Below are 15205 nucleotides of genomic sequence, written 5' to 3'. Positions count from 1 at the left end.
GCATCGCGCGCCGCCGATCTGCCTGAAAGGATCGTGTCGTGCTAAATCGTCTGCTTGGCGGTCTGGAGAAGATGTTGTTCGGCCATCGCGTGGCCGTGCTTGCGGTGATCGGCGTGTTCACCGCAGTCATGGCGGTTTTCGCCGTGCAGTTGCGGATGGACGCGGGCTTTGAAAAGCAGATGCCGATCGGCCATGAATACATTCGGACCTTTCAGAAGTACCGCTCCGATCTGCTCGGCGCGAATCGGATCACCGTTGTTGTGCGCGCCCGTCACGGTTCGATCTGGACCCGGGAGGGATTGACCCGTCTGTATAAGGTGACGCAGGCCGTGACGTATCTGCCGAACGTGGATCGGAGCGGGGTCCGGTCGCTCTGGACGCCTAACGCCTTCGTCAATGAAATCACCGACGAAGGATTTCGCGCGGAGCCGATCATCTCCGGGACGATCACCCCGGATCAGTTAACGCCCGGGACGATCGCAGGCATTCGCCGTTCGACGACGCTCGGCGGTTATATCGGCACGCTGGTCTCGCATGGCGAGGACAGCGCCATGATTACCGCCGAATTGAACGAGCAGGATCGCAACGGTCACGTACTCGATTACGTGGCGTTCAACCACCTGCTCGAAGCGCAAATTCGCAAGCCTTTTGAGGATGCGAGCTACGACATCCAGATCATCGGCTTCGCCAAGCAGATCGGTGATATTGCCGATGGCGCCACCGCCGTTCTCGGTTTCTGCGCGATCGCGCTGGTGCTAACCGCGCTCGCGGTCTACTGGTATTGCCATTCGATCCGCTTCACGGTCCTGCTGATTTCCTGCTCGCTGATCTCGCTGGTCTGGCAGTTCGGCATTTTGAAACTGCTGGGCTTCGGTCTCGATCCGCTCGCGGTGCTGGTGCCGTTTCTGGTGTTCGCCATCGGGGTGTCGCACGGCGTGCAGCAGGTCAATTTCATCGTGCGCGGCATTTCGCATGGACGCAGTTCGTTCGACGCAGCACGCGACAGTTTCAGTGGTCTGCTGATTCCCGGTGTGCTGGCTCTGGTCACGGCCTTCGTTTCATTCATCACGCTGCTGCGGATTCCCATTCCGATGGTGCGCGAGCTGGCCATCACCGCGTCGCTGGGCGTCAGCTTCAAGATCGTGACGAATCTGATCCTGCTGCCTGTCGCCGCTTCCTGTTTTAATTTCACCAGATCCTATGCGGACAGCGCGCTCCAACGCAGCGAGCGACGTTCGGCGTGGCTACGCGTGCTGGCGAGAGTTGCCGAGCCAAGATACGCCAGCATCACGCTCGCATTGACCGTGGTGGTTTTCGCGCTCGCCGCATGGCAAAGCCGCGACCGCGTGATCGGCACGCTGCAGCCTGGCGCGCCCGAACTGCGCGCGGATGCACGCTTCAACCAGGATGCAGGTTCGATCGCGAGCAACTACGACGTGGGCCTCGACTGGCTCACAGTGGTGATCGAGTCGAGTGCCAGGGCGTGCGGCAACCCGGCGGTCGGCTTGTATGAAGACGATTTCGCTGCGGCCATGCGAACCGAGCCCGGCGTGGTCTCGGTGCAGTCGTATGCGACCATGCTACGCACCTACAACCAAGGCTACAACGAAGACTATCCGAAGATGAGCGTCGTGCCGATCAACCCGGAAACCTACGGCGCGGTATCGGTCGACGTTGCGCGCGTGAAGGGCTTCATGAGCAGCGACTGCGGCATGAGCGCGGTCCATCTGTTCCTGAGCGACCATAAGGCCAGCACCCTCAACCGGATTCTGGACGACGTCAAGCGGTATCGCGCGGCGCATCCTTTCCCAGGCGTCAAGATCCGTCTCGCGGCGGGCAATGCGGGCGTGCTCGCCGCCATCAATGAAGAAGTGGCGCACAGCGAACTGCCGATGATGCTGTACGTCTACGCGGCGATTCTGTTTCTCGTGTTCTGCGCGTATCGCGATTGGCGAGCCATGCTGGCGTGCTGTGTGCCGCTGTCGGTCGCTACGTTTACCGGATACTGGTTCATGAAGGAACTGCAGATCGGCCTGACGGTTGCCACGCTACCGGTGATGGTGCTGGCCGTGGGGATCGGCGTCGATTACGCGTTTTACATCTACAACAGACTGCAGGTACATCTGGCGGATGGCGGGAACATCGTCGAGGCGGTCCGGCACGCGATGCTCGAAGTGGGCGTCGCCACGATCTTCACGGCGATCACGCTGGCGATCGGCGTGGCGACGTGGAGCTTCTCGGCACTGAAGTTCCAGGCCGACATGGGCAAGCTGCTCGCCTTCATGTTCCTCGTCAATCTTCTGATGGCCATGACCGCGTTGCCCGCCCTGGCATCGTTCCTCGAGCGGTGGTTTCCGCGCCGTAAGCGGGCCCGCGCGCCTGGCCTCCTGAGCCACTGATTGGCGCGCGCTCTCACGGAGACTTCCTCATGATCAAGATTCTTCTCGCCTGCGCCGCGCTGTGCGCGAGCGCCGCGGCTTTTGCGCAGACTCCCGGAAGCGTGGCGGCGTGGGCCGCGATGCCCGCTCATGCGTGGGCCGATCCAACTCACATGATGCTGCTGGATGCAACGCGCGCGGGCTCGCGCATCGTCGCGGTGGGCGAGCACGGTGTGATCCTGCTGTCGGATAGCGACGGGCGTACCTGGCGTCAGGCCAGTCGCGTGCCGGTTTCGGCGACCCTGTCGGCCGTGAGCTTCAGCGATGCCCGTCATGGCTGGGCGGTCGGTCAGTGGGGCGTGATTCTCGCCACCGACGACGGTGGCGAAACGTGGACCCGGCAGCGTCTCGACATCACGGTCGACCAGCCCCTGTTTTCCGTCCTTTTTACCGACAACCGAAACGGCATCGCGGTGGGCCTATGGTCGCTGATGCTCTCGACCCACGACGGCGGCAAGACGTGGACGCGAACGACCTTGCAGAAGCCGCCGGGAGGCGGCGAGGCGGACCGCAATCTGTATCACGTGTTTGCCGATCGTCAGGGGACGGCTTTTATCACGGCGGAGCAGGGCACGGTGCTCCGGTCGACCGACGGTGGGGCGAGCTGGACCTATCTCGAGACGGGCGGCAAAGGCTCGCTTTGGGCGGGAGCCGCGCTGCCCGACGGCAGGATTGTCGTAGGTGGCCTACTCGGCGACCTGTTCCAGAGCAGCGACGGTGGGGCGAGCTGGTCGGCGCTGAACGCGGGCGTGAAAAACTCGATCACGGATCTGAGCGCCGCCGGCCGCGACCTGGTTGCGGTCGGCCTCGACGGTTTGGTCATGCGGCAACAGGCCGACACGATGAAGTTTGCTGTGACTCAACGCCTCGACCGGGCGGCCCTGACCACGGCCCTGAGCGCCGTGGACGGCAAACTGATTCTGTTTTCGCAGGATGGCGTGCTCGGCGAGCCCTAGGTCTCGCGGCCATTCGCCGCGCAGAGTGTCAGCCCGGCCTGGTAACTCTTCACGGGGCATTGTCACGTTGCCGAATGGGTCGGATAACATCTGGCGATGCGGAACACCAAATCACTTTACTGCGGCCATCGCTTTCCCGCGATCGTTATCAGTTGCGCCGTGCGCTGGTGCTATCGGGCGGCTTCGCGAAGCGCGCGTTATAGGCGGCGATAAAGGCGGGCACATCCGCATTGGCGGCCTCAATGGTGCTGATGCCGCGCAGCCAGTCCCCAGTAGTCTGTTACCGGCGCGTCCACGCTTACGCGAAGTCAGTCCGGCCGCGCCGGATTCCCGGTACCGGATCACCAGCCGCTCGATCTGTCTGAGCGTCAGCCCAGTTCCTCAGCGGCGCGTCCGGGCTTAAGGCCGGTCTCCACAACAGACTCGATTACCTTCAGACGGTCGAGTTCTCGCATGTTCAATGTCACCAGCGCTGTTCGTTGCATGACCGGCTCCGTGATCCCGCAAGGAACCGGCAAGGAACCGGCAAGCATACCGAGGGCAAAACGCGACATTTCTATTTGGCTGGAACACGACATTTCTATAAAGCTACTACGATCTAACTGTTGATAATTTATCTTATGTCAAATTAATTAGCTACATCCGGGCGATGCTTCGTGCAGCCAAGGCAGTCTTTTTCGCAGCACTGCTTCGACCGGCAACAAGCTAGAAAATCCAGCACTTCCCGTTTCGAGACGCCTGCCACCAGCAGGCGTTTTTTTTGCGCCTCGATCTTACGATAGATCCGCCGACGACGTGCGTCATGCACCCCACGACGCGAATTCCGAATGAACCAATACAGGTTGCGAATCTCGCCCACCACAACGGCTAATTCCGCAGCAGACACCGCTACACGCGGCCAAAGCTCCAACTGAATCACGTAGACTCCCGGGCGCAAAATCCGGGATTACGGCTGACGCATGTCAGAACTTAAGATCAATCGAAACGCCTCAATAATAATCCAGCGTGTCGTCCACTTTCGTAATCTTCCACGCCCCATTAATTTTTCTCAAAAAAACAATAACAGTCTTCTTCTGCGTAGACCCAAGTGTCACAGGAACAATCGTTACATCATCAAGCGTAATTGCCGGATGCGCGGCAATATGAGCCAGCCAGTCCTTTTCATCGAAATCCTGCACGTCGGTGAAATATTCGGCGCGATCAGCGAACTTGTTTTTCTTATAGTCAGATCGCAGCAAATCGACCGTATCTTTCGATACGTAATCGTATATCCGCTTATCCATCAACGGATAACCGTGATCCTTCGCCCCTTCCCCTATGAACCAAGCGTAAAACGCCCTTGCCACGGCCTCAGGCGTAGCATTCTGGGTCTGCGCAATCGCGTGCGTCTGAAAACAGACAAGGCACAACGTTAGCCAAAGCTTAGCCAAAGACCCGATATGTTTTCTCATAACATCAATCATGTCGATACATTTGAAATGGAGGCGCGATATCTCTATAACTCTGACTTGGATAAAATCCATGATATTGCTTGAAATCAGAAATCCAGATATTTCCGTCAAACATCGCCATATGCCCATACGGATGATGCGGAATAGGCTGAATTACAACAACATCACCTTTAATCGGATACGCAGGTGACAGTACTCGATAAAAACCCGCCGACATCAACGGTGGGCCGTAATCACGTGCAGCAGCCGTTTGCATCACCTCAACACCACCAGCCGCGATTGCTTCGCGAACATATCGAGCGCACCAACCATGACTTACCGGCTCAGCGTGGGAACGCAAATGGTTGACCGCAGCATCCTTATTCCAAATAGACATAGTAACGAGCTATCTCAAAATAACACCTGATAATTTTAATCCGTATCATCCGGTACAGCGACGCGCACCATCCTATCAAAACAGATAGGTTCATATGATTATTGCACGCCATCGCGCACGCGCACCTGAATGCGCCCTCAATCCGAGGTCACTACAACATCCAACCCGCATATATCGGCGTAAAGCACTCACGCAACTCGACTACACTGAAACTAGCTACCGTTCATAAAGACCAACATCGAGCGGCCCAATCACCGGGACATCGCATCGAGGCAACGGTATGAAATTCTCCTATCACGGGTACGAGATAGACTCGACCCCCGCCTTTTCAGTTGGCAGATTCTTCGCAAAGGCCACCATCACCTGCCCACAATCAAACGGCGAAACCACGCGCAACGTCGTCCAGATCGGTGACTGCGAACAGTTCAACGATGCGCTCAGCGCAGAAAGTTTCGGCCGCAACCAGGCGATTGAATGGGTCAACGCCCGCATCTACGAAAAGAGCAACGAGCCCCACTAACTACGTCGCCAACGTCGCAAACAGAACATCGTCAGCATCACGCCGTGTTTCCGGTCGCCATCCAGAACACGCCTATTCCCCTATTCCAGAACCGTTGTGCGTTATCAAAATCAGCGCCAACCGCATCAGCGCAATCGAACGCAGCCTGTATAACCTCACCCCTATTCGACCCTTCCCCGAACCACGCCCATGGCTGCACTTCGGGCACTTCGATGCCCTTGCTGGTCCAGTACCGCTTTTTGTTGAACGTCGATTCGTCAACGTCTTTTCCGATGTACTTCGCGATGTACGTCGCAATCAAATGACGCATCGCCCGCCCCTTACCCGACAACTGTTTGCGCACAAGATACTTCTTGAAATCCTTGATTGAGTCGTACATCCCGCCATCTGTACCGACATCACGTAACACAACAAGCCACATCGCCCGCAGAATCTTCCAGTCCTGCCGTCCACTCACAGCGACGTGGATATGCCACGCACCGCGTTTCTGTCGCTCGAGCACGGCCACGTACTGGAAATTCTTCAGCTTCGACATGCGACGACGAAAGGTATCCCAAATCTTCGCCCACACCTTGACATCAGTGATGTTTGCTCGCGTGGAGAAGGTCAGCAATCGATCGGCAGCTATCGCCTTGCACCGAAGCCGCACCATACGCTTCGACCGTTCCACAGACGTTTTAAGCGACTTCTCAGACCGCGACACCACATCGCCCTGATTCTCGCCATCGCGAGCTTCACGCACCCCACGAAGACCCCGAGGACGCGCCCGCAACTCCTCCAGCGTATGCCACTGGTTCACCGGAAACGCAACGACCTCCTGCTGACCATCCACGAACATGCGATGCCGGACAACAAACCCAGCGTCTACCGGCGAATACTGCATCAACCCGTCGCCATACGGATCGCCCGCATCGACTACAATGTGTTCACTCACGTTGGATACTCTCTTATCCGATGTTGGGTCACCGCCCGGAATCGACGCCATCGATTGCCGGGTTTTTCTTTTCCTGTACTACCGCTACCGCACCTGCTAAAGCCCGTGGACAGGCTGTTTCCGTTAAGTGTTAGAGGTACAAGTTTAGGGGCGCGCTTCGCGCGCCCCGCCGCTGCGGCCTCCGGCTTCGCTTGCGGCGTGCCGCGCCTCGCGCCCTCACTACCTACCCCACACCCCGGGAACGCCACCACGGCCTTGCATTCGAGCCATAGCGATATGCTTGCGCCCACAACAGCGGCTTTGCAGTGAGGGGTTGCAGCGCTCACCGCATCCGCCTACGTTCGGCGCCAGCGTCGTTACCCGCTACTCGGTCCGGCAGGCCGCGCTGAGCCGCGCGATAACCGCCCGCACTTCGCAGCACCGCCGCAGACGTACCAGCGACCCCGACCACGCGCCGGACACTCCTGACGCTAGACGTCTTAACCAAGCCCGTCCCGACAACACAGCACCGCCAGCAAAGCCCACACACACAGCACCACCACCACAACCAGCACACGCCGCATACGCGACCGAGTGCATTTATATGCACCTCGCATCACAATCCCCGAATTCATGATTCGCGGTTATACGCGCGAGCACGGCAACCTACTGTGCGCACCCCGTCAGATTTTCTGCACCTGCAACACCAGCACAACCTCAGTGCGCCCCTTCAAGGTCGTATGCCCGCCGAGGAACGCCGGTAAAAACCGCTCACGGCTGTTCGATACCGTGTCCGAATCCTGTATCAGCCCGCCGAGCACAACCACTTCGCCGTCGCGCAGATTCGCCACCGTCTGCAGTGATCGTGTGTTCTTCGTCGGACTGCCGTTCACGCCCGTCGTCGTACTCACGAAGCTCGATATCTCCTCGTCGACGTTCAACTGGATCACGTCCTGCATCACGGTCGGCGTCACGTTAAAAATCACACCGGCATCTTGATACTCGATTGATTGAACCGGCGTCCCACTGTTGCCCTGGTAGCTCACGCTCGACACGGTCGGCACCTGTTGCCCGACGTTGAGCTTGACCTGTTGACCCGAGACACATCGCACGTTCGGCGACGACACCTCATGAAAACGCGAGTCAGCATTGAGCGCCGATATCGCGAAGCTCAACCGGCCCGCGCCGAACTGAAACGCGTTCGAATCCGCCGCCGTCGATCCTTCGCCCACCTGCAACCCAACGCCGAGCAGCTTCGACGCGATGCTAAACCCCGAATTACTGTTATCCGTATCACTCACTTCGTACGCCCACCCACGCACCACGACCTCACCCGCGACCGTATCCAGTTCCGGCAACAGCGCCTTCACCTGCGCGACTTCACTCGCTGTACCGGCAAACACGAACTGATCCGCTGACGTCGTGACTGGAGCCTGTGCGACTGGAGGTGATACCGGCATCGAGGCGGGAACGCCGGACGATCCGAACGGCGCAGACGCGACCGGAGCCGGTGGAACAGACGACAACACAGGCGGCACCAACGCCGTTCGCGAGAACAAAGGCAGTACCAGCGACGACAGATACGCCGCACTCCGATGCCGCGGTTGATACACATACGTCACGCGATCCTCTGCACGCGCTGCATCGGGCTTCTTCGCGATGAAATCGACACCATCGCGCGTCGTGACTGCGAAGCCTTGCGAATCGAGAAACGCCATCACGAACGCACGCAGATCGCCTTTGCTGCTATCGAACTGAAACGACACAACCCGCGTGTCCTGCAACACGTCCGACGAAATCACGTGCGGCACGTGCAACGCATCGCCGTATACCAGATCGACCACCTGCCCCACATTCACAAAGCGTAGATCGAACACACCGTTCCGCACATGAGGCAACGCAGCAACCGGCGTGACTGGCGCCATCGGCGTAATCGGACCACCCGGCAACGGCGGTATCGTCGGCACCTGCGCATGCGCTGTATTCGCGACGAACACGACCAGCAGCATCGACAATAGCCCGCGCATCATTTGTGGCCTCCCAGCGTCACAGCCATGTCCGCACCCGCACCCCCGACAGAACCCGTCCATGAAGCAACACGCTCGCCATCCACCACGCCAGCAGTACGCACCCCATCGCCCTTGAATCCCGCTGCATCGACCAGGCGAAACACACCTTTCTCGTTCGCAAGGACGACGAACGCAAGTCCGCCCGATACGTACCGCCCCGCCACGCGCCACGACCCCGACGCAACACCGCTTGCACCGCCAACATGCGCAGCCGACGCAGCACCAACGGACGAGCCCGCGACAGTACCAGGCGACGCGTGCGAACCTGCGCCGAAACCACCGTGCAGATACCTGTGAAAAAAATACGCGCCGACCACAGCAACGATCAGCGCGACAGGAATAAAAAAGAGCGACTTCGGAAGAACTGCTTTCGGCTTCGTATGAAGCTCCGCGCTGGTGTAAAGCTTGAACACGTCGCGCGGATATTTCCAGAACGTCTTCACCGCATCCTTAAGACTGCCGACGTTATGGCAATGGTCCCACTCGTAAAGCACTGCACGGTTCAACCCGAAAATCTTGCGCACGTGAACATGCCTGCCCACCAGATCGCGCACAGTTTTATTGATCCGCTGCGGATGCTGCGTGATCAGGATGAAATCAACGCCCATGTGCCGGTGCACGTGCAGTTTCTCAATATCCTCACCGGGCTTCACGCTAACGGACGTTGGCGGCCAGATCCGCTGCGCTTCGTCCACGATAATCAGATCGAGCGGCACAACGTGATTGAACCACTTGCGCAACCACGTCTCGTCAACGTCCTCATGATCGAGCGCAAGGTCTCTCACGCCATCCACCAGCAGCCGACGCCCCGCCTTCACCTCACGCCGCGCAGACGCCACCGCAAACAGCGACTTGCCGCTACCCGGTACACCGGTTACTAACGTAATGGTCATTTGAGAAAGAACCTTTTCGCGGCACCAAACCCGATCATCGCCACGCGCGCCGACACCGCACCAAGGATGTATGACACGCCCTGGAAAACGCCGCCCATCGCCAGCACATTCGCCATGTCAGCAGGAATACCGGACACGCCCGTTGTAATCCAGTTCACCAGTTGACTAAACGCCGCGTCAAATCCAACAACAGTCAGCACACCGACCCCGAGCGACACCAACGCCTGAATCAGCAGCGGTCCCGCGAGCGACATCAACCACGCAGCGAGACCCGTCATGATTTCAGCCCCGCACCGAACACCAGCGCCGCGATAATCCCGCACATCGCCAGCACGAACGGACGCGCACGCGACATGAAATCGCATTCAGCCTGATACGAAAAAGAAAGGCTCATGCCGAGAACCGACACGGAAACAGGCGCTGGACACACGCCATCCGCACTACCAACCGCAACAGGCGTCACCGACACTGAGCCGCTACTCGACGGCAGATCGGGCGCAGTCGCCGACCCCGGAGACTGACACGCGATGATCGACGGAAACTCAGTACATAGCGCCGTCGTATCCGGCGGTGAAGTGCCAGACGGCGAGCTTGCAGGATCAGTGCCGCCTGTAGGAGAACCCGTCCCAACAGGAATCGCATATGGATTACCGCCGCCGGTCGGCGCAGTCACTGGCGCAGCCAGCCCACCGACCGTAGGCCAGCTTGTAGTCGCCGTTTCGATCGGCGCAACGTCAGCCGCAGTCACCGGGTTCGTCGCAGGATACGGAATCCCCTGATAGCCGGGTTGCGCCGCCGCCTGTTCCCACAGGCCGTTCACAAGGTCCGCCATCACGTCCGGACTCACTGGCTTCGCAAGATCAGCTTGCGGAATCGCCGCAATGGCATCGGCCAGCGACATCGACTTACCCGCCTGATACTCGCCACCCGGATCGAGCGACGCAGGCGTGCCGTTCTTGCCGGTCGCAAAAGCAGCGGCACCAGTCGCAGGATCGGGCATCGTACCCTTCGTATCGTGCCCGGAAAAATCACACGTCACGTTCGACGTGGAATCATCACACGTGCCCACAAACGTCACGTGAATATCGGGATACGTACCCGGAGCCTGACTGGACGAGTAGGCATTGAACTCAGCGTCGTCCCACTCATTCTCATTATTCGCAAACGCAACAGCAGCGTCCGCGAGATTCGCAAAGTCCACGATGACGTACTGCGAGGACACCGTCACAGGCTCGCTTTTCAACCAAACTTCGTAGTACTGCCAATGCCCACCAATCACACCACCGGACCCTTTCACCGCCACCGTCACCGACCCATCGTGATTCAACTGCCACGTCGTCAGCGTATCGTCACCAAGCTCAGTCGGCGTCAACATCAACGCGGCAGCACCGGCAACCGTACCAAGAACGCTCAACCACGCTGCGCCCGCCACACCACCCGCTTCCGCCGCAACACCTGACATCGCGTTATACGTCGCTGCGATCACCGACTGCTCCGCATCCGAGAAACCAAGCTCGGCAATCTTGGCCGACTCGATGCGACTGATCAACTGCGCGATATTGGCATTGCCACCACCGGCCGTTTGCGCACGCGCGACCTGCACAGGCATCATTAAAACAATGCCGTACAACAGCGCTGCGACCATCGACACGAAGCCGGGAAACGGCACGACCGTCCAACGCGACACGCCCGCATAGCTCACCGCGCAGAATCCACGCATCATCGCGTCCTCACAGAAAAAGAATCAGACCGATCGACCAGCACGTCACAACCACAATCACCAGCGGTATCCAGAAGCCCATGACGGTCAACCCTCCGACGACGAATTCAGAAAATTGCGCAGCAGCCTGATACCGAACGCCACCGCCATCACACCAAGCACAGCACCGCCAATCGCAACGCCAGCGGCAACACCGTCGCCATCAGGCGCACCACTCCCCGGTAACGGCACCAACCCCACGTACGCGGCGAGCGGCCTGCCATCGCCATCCGCGCCGCAAATCACCAACGCACCCGCAGCCGATGCGTACACCAGCCCGCTCTGAAACTCTCGACCGCACATCAACACACTCACAGACGACGCTTGAGCCACCGCCCACGACGACGCACACGACAGCAGCAGCAACACCAGCACGCGACGACAGGCACCCATGCGACCCCCACAAGAAAAAAGCGACGCCCGACAACCGCCGGACGCCGCCCACATCACACGACCTTAACGGCCGATGAACGAACGAACCATCTTGATGCCCCACGCCACCGCGACCACGCCCAGCACAGCAGCGCCCACCGCGATGATCGCAGGCGTAACGCCGTTGATCGAAGCGACGATTGCCGTCGTATCGAACGTCGTGGACGGCGTGGTCTGCGCGAACGCACCCACCGACGCAGCAGCGGCAACCACACCGACCGCAGCACGCTTCACCGTCATCGACTTCACCGCCACCACTTCCTTCATTTGCTTGAACATCGTTTTTCTCCCTGATTACCTATCAGCCCGCTGATTAGGAACCGTCCGAGTGGGCCAGCTTCGAACGATTCGACTTCCTCGGCGGATCGCGACGCCCGATTACGGACCCCACGAACGCCACGCCCTTGCAGATCAGATACACCCCCAGCATCACGTTCAGCACCATCAACTGCACGGTGATACGGTCGAGCGCATCAAACGGAATGCTTTCCATCACGCACCGGCCCGCTATGCCGTCACGCCCTGACCAGCCTTTGCCACAGCTTTCGGCGGATTCGCGAGCCGCCACGACACGATGCGCGGCACCATCCGGCCCGCGTCCTGCCCGTAGCCCTCACCTAGCCGAAAATCGACCAGGTATTCCTGTCCGGCTTCGACGTTCACGTCCTTATCGAACAGGGACGTTTTCGCCACAAACGAGCCGTCCACGAGTTCGCCCTTCGCATCGGCATACGACTGCTCGACCCAGCAATGCAGCACGCGCATAGGACGCTTCTCGCCCTTCTTGTTCGTGATCTCCTGATGATCGATCTTCATGATGCGAATCTTTTCCGTTGCCATTTTTGATACTCCTGATTTAGGACTACTACGCGTAGTCGGTTCACAAAGAAAATTGCCGGACACCCCGGCGGACCTACCGCCCTTCTGACTTCAAATCACTACACGCACCGCAACCACCCGCACGGTCAACGCCGCACCACTCACACAACTCCTCTACCACCTCAACCGGCACCGAACAGAAATCACGACGGCGCACTTCGACCGCAAGCGTCCGCGACAGATCGCCAACGCGACCGTTGAACAGGTCAGGCGTCACGTGATCGGCGAGACATTTCGACATGGGATCAACTGCGGAACGGATTGGCCGGTGCGCCCACTTCAACGGGCACCAGCGTAAGAAAATTCGGTTGACGGCCCTGCTGATACAGCTTCGTGCGGGCCTTGTCGCGAGCCCCATCAACATCGCGGGCGCGGACATCGACAGTAGCAACACGCGTATGCGCGTACTGTGTGTAGGCGTGGACTCGATATGCTGGCATCACTACCCCCGTAACGTCGGCTTACAAACCCGGCCATAGGCGGGGTTTACCTTTTCGACCATGCTGATAGACTGCGAGAATCTACAGTTCGTATAATCTACGAAACGTAAATTAATCTACAGACTGTAAATTGTCAACGGAGAGATGATGCGAATCGCCAAATACCTCGACGCACTTCAGCTAGCGCTAGGAGTAACCACGGACAAAGACGTGGCAGCGAAGATGGGCTGGTCGCACAGCATGCCGAGCCACTGGCGAAAAGGACGGCGATTCATGGACAACCAGACTGCTGGCGCGGTAAGCGCTTTGATCGGCGTGCCGGTAATCCACATCATCGCCGCAGCAGAAGCCGACCGCGAGGAGGTGACCGGCCAACGGTCATTCTGGACAGATTTTTTTACCCGAACAGCGGCGACTAGCGTCGTTCTGCTGCTCGCCGTTGTCACAAATTTTGTGACACCCTCACCCGCTCACGCCGACCAGCCGGACGCGGCGCAACAAGCGTCTTTATCTTATGTAAAATTGCATAAACGTATCCACGCGACTCTTGGCGCAGCCAAAGCAGCCACTTTCACGGCACGGCTTCGACCGGCAGCAAGACCGGCCGCGGCCACAATTCAAACCGCTGCATGCACTGCCTTCTCAGTTACCCCTGCATGACGCTCGAAGTCAGCACGCAACGCGGCACCGTCCGTCCGCACGCTCTGATATCGAACCAACGGCAGGCCCGCAGCAACGCATATGTCATTTTTCGTCGTATCGCTCGCGGCATGACTGCGGTCGTCAAGCGCGTACACAAGCTTCGACGATGCCGCCGAAGACTGAGCCACACAGATCCGCGACAACCCGCGATTCCGTCAATGCTATCTACGCCAACGGACCATCACATGTGCAATGATTCTTGCGCAAGGCGGCTACGGCACAGACCCGAAGTACGCCGCCAAACTGCTCGCCATCATTCGCGCGCACAACCTTGACCAGTACGACACAACGGCCCCGCAATGACACGACGCGCCATCATCTACGTATTCGCACTCGCTATCTGCATCACAGCTTGCACAAAGCGCCCTGCTGTACCTGATGAAAACGCAGCGACACGGAAAGCCGCGGAATTGATCCAGAAATACCAACTCACATCGGATCGGATCGAATGCCTTGACTTCGAGGTCACCGACGAAGGCGCAGACTTTCTTGTCCGCGTTCGCGAAAACCACACCCCGAAATGCGGCGGTGACCCAATGGTCGCACCCACCCTCTTCTTTATGAAGATCAACAAAAGCGACGGGTCTGCAGCCACAACCGACTACGACAGCGAAAACTTCCTGCCTCTACGCGAACCGAAGCAGTAGCTTTTCATTCGAGGCGATCTCTGGTCAAGAAGCAACACAAAAACATCAGCTTTGCATTGAGGGGTTGCCACGCTCACCGCATGCACCTGCGCTAAGCGCCCGCGTCGATACCCGCTACTCGGTCCGGCAGGCCGCGCTGAGCCGCGCGATGCCCTCATCCGGAAGGGCGGTCACTTCATATGGACACGTCTTAACCTCACGGCCTTCTAGATCCAAAGTCGAACGACTGAACGTACGACACGCGGGAAGATCTTCCAACAGTCGCCAAAGCATCACACGACGAACGTTTCATCGCTTCCGACGCCGCCTCATCGAGACGAGCATATCCACTGCTCTGCACGATCTCGGTTTCCTGAATCGTGCCATCGAGTTCAACGAAGAACCTCACCTTCACGACCCCATGTTCACCCGCCGCGACAGACGACGTCGGATAACCCGGCTTTTGCACGCGACAACGAAGGCGCGGTGCGGCAGCACTTTGCGATTGCTGCTCTGATGAAACCGTTGTCCCATCGTGCGCGGACACCTTAGACGGCGCCGGTAACGGCGTGGGGCCTGGCGACGGAGGTGTTGACGAACACGAGCACAACGTAAAAGCAACCAGCACCATCACAATGCGATATTTCATAACCAGCTTTCCTGCCCGCTTTTAAGAAAACGATACGACACCGACCAGAACCATCTGTCTGCATTCAGCGCTGATATCGCGAAGCTAAACCGACCGCACCGA

At 58.8% G+C, this 15205-nt stretch carries 18 protein-coding genes and 1 pseudogene; 6 read left to right on the top strand and 13 right to left on the bottom strand.

All coding sequences use genetic code 11. From position 1 onward, the window contains the following. Positions 1 to 38 precede the first annotated feature (38 nt). The 3 genes and pseudogenes from E1748_RS02035 to E1748_RS32050 form a co-directional block, all read left to right on the top strand. Positions 39 to 2399: an efflux RND transporter permease subunit gene (locus E1748_RS02035; RefSeq protein ID WP_133645481.1), complete on the top strand. Its 2361-nt coding sequence runs from the start codon at positions 39 to 41 to the stop codon at positions 2397 to 2399. A gap of 29 nt (positions 2400 to 2428) precedes the next feature. Beyond that, a complete protein-coding gene (locus tag E1748_RS02030) occupies positions 2429 to 3394 on the top strand; it encodes a WD40/YVTN/BNR-like repeat-containing protein (RefSeq protein WP_133645480.1) in 966 nt (321 codons plus the stop codon). Positions 3395 to 3490: 96 nt separating this feature from the next. Continuing rightward, positions 3491 to 3571 (top strand): annotated as a pseudogene (locus tag E1748_RS32050) (IS6 family transposase); the annotation flags it as partial. Between the two features lie 451 nt (positions 3572 to 4022). On the opposite strand, the gene E1748_RS02015 reads toward E1748_RS32050, so the two are convergent. The 3 genes from E1748_RS02015 to E1748_RS02005 form a co-directional block, all read right to left on the bottom strand. After that, positions 4023 to 4313 (bottom strand): hypothetical protein, encoded by a 291-nt coding sequence (locus E1748_RS02015; RefSeq protein ID WP_240766252.1) that lies wholly within the window; start codon positions 4311 to 4313, stop codon positions 4023 to 4025. Positions 4314 to 4383: 70 nt separating this feature from the next. After that, complete coding sequence (locus E1748_RS02010; protein ID WP_133645479.1) at positions 4384 to 4845, bottom strand: DUF3828 domain-containing protein; 462 nt, start codon at positions 4843 to 4845, stop codon at positions 4384 to 4386. Positions 4846 to 4849: 4 nt separating this feature from the next. After that, positions 4850 to 5221, bottom strand: a complete 372-nt coding sequence (locus tag E1748_RS02005; protein WP_205965188.1) for a CHAP domain-containing protein — start codon at positions 5219 to 5221, stop codon at positions 4850 to 4852. Between the two features lie 280 nt (positions 5222 to 5501). Between E1748_RS02005 and E1748_RS02000 the strand changes: the two genes are divergently transcribed. Next, complete coding sequence (locus E1748_RS02000; RefSeq protein ID WP_133645478.1) at positions 5502 to 5741, top strand: hypothetical protein; 240 nt, start codon at positions 5502 to 5504, stop codon at positions 5739 to 5741. A 37-nt stretch (positions 5742 to 5778) separates the two neighbouring features. Here E1748_RS02000 and E1748_RS01995 read toward each other — a convergent pair whose 3' ends face one another. The 9 genes from E1748_RS01995 to E1748_RS01955 all read right to left on the bottom strand — a co-directional run bounded on the left by E1748_RS01995 (position 5779) and on the right by E1748_RS01955 (position 12647). Next, the gene (locus tag E1748_RS01995; RefSeq protein ID WP_338119568.1) at positions 5779 to 6675 is read right to left on the bottom strand and encodes a rolling circle replication-associated protein; all 897 of its coding nucleotides are present in this window, start codon (positions 6673 to 6675) and stop codon (positions 5779 to 5781) included. A 662-nt stretch (positions 6676 to 7337) separates the two neighbouring features. Next, positions 7338 to 8684 (bottom strand): type II secretion system protein GspD, encoded by a 1347-nt coding sequence (locus E1748_RS01990; RefSeq protein WP_240766251.1) that lies wholly within the window; start codon positions 8682 to 8684, stop codon positions 7338 to 7340. Continuing rightward, positions 8681 to 9616: a zonular occludens toxin domain-containing protein gene (locus E1748_RS01985; RefSeq protein ID WP_133645476.1), complete on the bottom strand. Its 936-nt coding sequence runs from the start codon at positions 9614 to 9616 to the stop codon at positions 8681 to 8683. The genes E1748_RS01990 and E1748_RS01985 overlap by 4 nt, the downstream gene beginning before the upstream one ends. Beyond that, positions 9613 to 9894 (bottom strand): DUF2523 family protein, encoded by a 282-nt coding sequence (locus E1748_RS01980; RefSeq protein WP_133645475.1) that lies wholly within the window; start codon positions 9892 to 9894, stop codon positions 9613 to 9615. Before E1748_RS01980 ends, E1748_RS01985 begins: the two co-directional genes overlap by 4 nt. Then, positions 9891 to 11261 carry a virulence factor TspB C-terminal domain-related protein gene (locus E1748_RS01975; protein ID WP_166653492.1) on the bottom strand — a complete coding sequence of 457 codons (1371 nt, stop codon included), beginning with the start codon at positions 11259 to 11261 and terminating at the stop codon, positions 9891 to 9893. The genes E1748_RS01980 and E1748_RS01975 overlap by 4 nt, the downstream gene beginning before the upstream one ends. A gap of 162 nt (positions 11262 to 11423) precedes the next feature. After that, positions 11424 to 11768, bottom strand: a complete 345-nt coding sequence (locus E1748_RS31680) for a major capsid protein (RefSeq protein WP_240766249.1) — start codon at positions 11766 to 11768, stop codon at positions 11424 to 11426. 63 nt (positions 11769 to 11831) lie between these two features. After that, positions 11832 to 12086 (bottom strand): major capsid protein, encoded by a 255-nt coding sequence (locus E1748_RS01965; protein ID WP_240766247.1) that lies wholly within the window; start codon positions 12084 to 12086, stop codon positions 11832 to 11834. A gap of 34 nt (positions 12087 to 12120) precedes the next feature. Next, positions 12121 to 12300 (bottom strand): hypothetical protein, encoded by a 180-nt coding sequence (locus E1748_RS01960; protein WP_133645473.1) that lies wholly within the window; start codon positions 12298 to 12300, stop codon positions 12121 to 12123. Positions 12301 to 12314: 14 nt separating this feature from the next. Next, on the bottom strand, positions 12315 to 12647 hold the full coding sequence (locus E1748_RS01955) for a hypothetical protein (RefSeq protein WP_133645472.1): 333 nt from the start codon (positions 12645 to 12647) through the stop codon (positions 12315 to 12317). A 752-nt stretch (positions 12648 to 13399) separates the two neighbouring features. Here E1748_RS01955 and E1748_RS01950 point away from each other — a divergent pair. After that, a complete protein-coding gene (locus E1748_RS01950) occupies positions 13400 to 13786 on the top strand; it encodes a hypothetical protein (protein ID WP_133645471.1) in 387 nt (128 codons plus the stop codon). Positions 13787 to 14127: 341 nt separating this feature from the next. Then, positions 14128 to 14475, top strand: coding sequence for a hypothetical protein (locus tag E1748_RS01945; protein ID WP_133645470.1), 348 nt, complete (start codon positions 14128 to 14130; stop codon positions 14473 to 14475). Positions 14476 to 14671: 196 nt separating this feature from the next. Here the strand turns inward: E1748_RS01945 and E1748_RS32045 are convergent, their stop codons facing one another. Then, complete coding sequence (locus E1748_RS32045; RefSeq protein WP_420819312.1) at positions 14672 to 15085, bottom strand: energy transducer TonB; 414 nt, start codon at positions 15083 to 15085, stop codon at positions 14672 to 14674. Positions 15086 to 15205 lie beyond the last annotated feature (120 nt).

Origin of the sequence: Paraburkholderia flava (assembly GCF_004359985.1) — a bacterium.
In the GTDB taxonomy this organism is placed as follows: Bacteria; Pseudomonadota; Gammaproteobacteria; order Burkholderiales; family Burkholderiaceae; genus Paraburkholderia; species Paraburkholderia flava.
This window is presented reverse-complemented; position numbering and strand designations above follow the sequence as displayed.

Excerpts from the sequence above, each read along its gene's own strand:
- E1748_RS31680 (WP_240766249.1), bottom strand. The coding sequence starts at position 11,768 with ATGGGTGCCTGTCGTCGCGTGCTGGTGTTGCTGCTGCTGTCGTGTGCG.
- E1748_RS01960 (WP_133645473.1), bottom strand. The coding sequence starts at position 12,300 with ATGGAAAGCATTCCGTTTGATGCGCTCGACCGTATCACCGTGCAGTTG.
- E1748_RS02005 (WP_205965188.1), bottom strand. The coding sequence starts at position 5,221 with ATGTCTATTTGGAATAAGGATGCTGCGGTCAACCATTTGCGTTCCCAC.
- E1748_RS01975 (WP_166653492.1), bottom strand. The coding sequence starts at position 11,261 with ATGGTCGCAGCGCTGTTGTACGGCATTGTTTTAATGATGCCTGTGCAG.
- E1748_RS02000 (WP_133645478.1), top strand. The coding sequence starts at position 5,502 with ATGAAATTCTCCTATCACGGGTACGAGATAGACTCGACCCCCGCCTTT.
- E1748_RS01980 (WP_133645475.1), bottom strand. The coding sequence starts at position 9,894 with ATGACGGGTCTCGCTGCGTGGTTGATGTCGCTCGCGGGACCGCTGCTG.
- E1748_RS32045 (WP_420819312.1), bottom strand. The coding sequence starts at position 15,085 with ATGGTGCTGGTTGCTTTTACGTTGTGCTCGTGTTCGTCAACACCTCCG.
- E1748_RS01955 (WP_133645472.1), bottom strand. The coding sequence starts at position 12,647 with ATGGCAACGGAAAAGATTCGCATCATGAAGATCGATCATCAGGAGATC.
- E1748_RS02030 (WP_133645480.1), top strand. The coding sequence starts at position 2,429 with ATGATCAAGATTCTTCTCGCCTGCGCCGCGCTGTGCGCGAGCGCCGCG.
- E1748_RS01945 (WP_133645470.1), top strand. The coding sequence starts at position 14,128 with ATGACACGACGCGCCATCATCTACGTATTCGCACTCGCTATCTGCATC.
- E1748_RS01990 (WP_240766251.1), bottom strand. The coding sequence starts at position 8,684 with ATGATGCGCGGGCTATTGTCGATGCTGCTGGTCGTGTTCGTCGCGAAT.
- E1748_RS02010 (WP_133645479.1), bottom strand. The coding sequence starts at position 4,845 with ATGAGAAAACATATCGGGTCTTTGGCTAAGCTTTGGCTAACGTTGTGC.
- E1748_RS01965 (WP_240766247.1), bottom strand. The coding sequence starts at position 12,086 with ATGTTCAAGCAAATGAAGGAAGTGGTGGCGGTGAAGTCGATGACGGTG.
- E1748_RS01985 (WP_133645476.1), bottom strand. The coding sequence starts at position 9,616 with ATGACCATTACGTTAGTAACCGGTGTACCGGGTAGCGGCAAGTCGCTG.
- E1748_RS01950 (WP_133645471.1), top strand. The coding sequence starts at position 13,400 with ATGGACAACCAGACTGCTGGCGCGGTAAGCGCTTTGATCGGCGTGCCG.